Here is a 950-nt window from a genome sequence, read left to right as displayed (position 1 = left end):
GCAGAATTGGATTCCCACGCAACGTTTTCCGTGGGATGCGCTTTTCCCCGAACGTCCCGAGCGTTCCGCCGCGCGGCTCCTTGAGTTCCTCTTCGCGTGCTTTCCTGTGCGTCCTTTCGCGCACGCCTCCTAGAAGTACCTGCCGGTGAACCGGAATCCGCCGCATCTTCATAGGAACGGCCGAAGTCGGGATGATCGGCGAGTTGGGCGCGTCTCATATACTCCACATATTCGGGATCGGGATCGAATTCCCTATATCGCGGCGGAGACCGCCAGTCCATCGCGGACTCTCCGAGCCGTGGACGCCAGCAACGTTCCGGAAGCTCGACGCCCCAAATCGCCAGCGCGGTTTCATGGCTTACTGGATCGCGTAATCCGGCGAGCGTGACCGCAAGCTGAGTTTTTCGGCCTATCTCCGATAGCGTGAGTCGTTGGAGCGGCTTATATGAGGCATCATATGGGTTCTCGATATTCCTATCCATACATTCGACGGTAGCCCTTTCGTCCATGCATGCGACCGTTTTGCCATCCCTGTGGTCGGAGAATCACGGTTTTCGGCAAAGCCTGCGTGTCGCGCAATGGAAAATCGCAGAAATGCAACGTTTTCCGAATAACAGGTATTGTGGATAAGCCATTCGGGCATAGCAGTTGTTCGCCACTTCGAAGGGGTGATTCGGTTCGGCGCCGCCAGTCAGAGTTCGCACGATTTGAAAATATATGCCTCTGCGTCAAGTCTTGCGAAGACAGATTGCGTTCAAGCCGCTTTAGGGGGTATATCCACATGCCAATATGCCACCAGAGGCGGTCAGATTTCAAGCTTGCCATCGCACAATTCGGGATCCCGCCGATTAATTGAAATCGTGCGAAAACCTAGCAGCCATATAGGCCAAAGCAACACATCGGAGAGTCCGAAGAACACATGCCACCACAGCCGCATAGGCCAAATCTCC

The 950-nt window shown here is 55.1% G+C and carries 1 pseudogene; it reads right to left on the bottom strand.

The annotated features are described in order from the left end of the window. A pseudogene (locus tag B3C64_RS08455) lies at nucleotides 1–482 on the bottom strand (hypothetical protein); the annotation flags it as partial. Nucleotides 483–950: the final 468 nt, after the last annotated feature.

It is taken from the genome of Bifidobacterium sp. UBA6881, from assembly GCA_002451435.1.
Lineage (GTDB): Bacteria > Actinomycetota > Actinomycetes > Actinomycetales > Bifidobacteriaceae > Bifidobacterium.
This window is presented reverse-complemented; position numbering and strand designations above follow the sequence as displayed.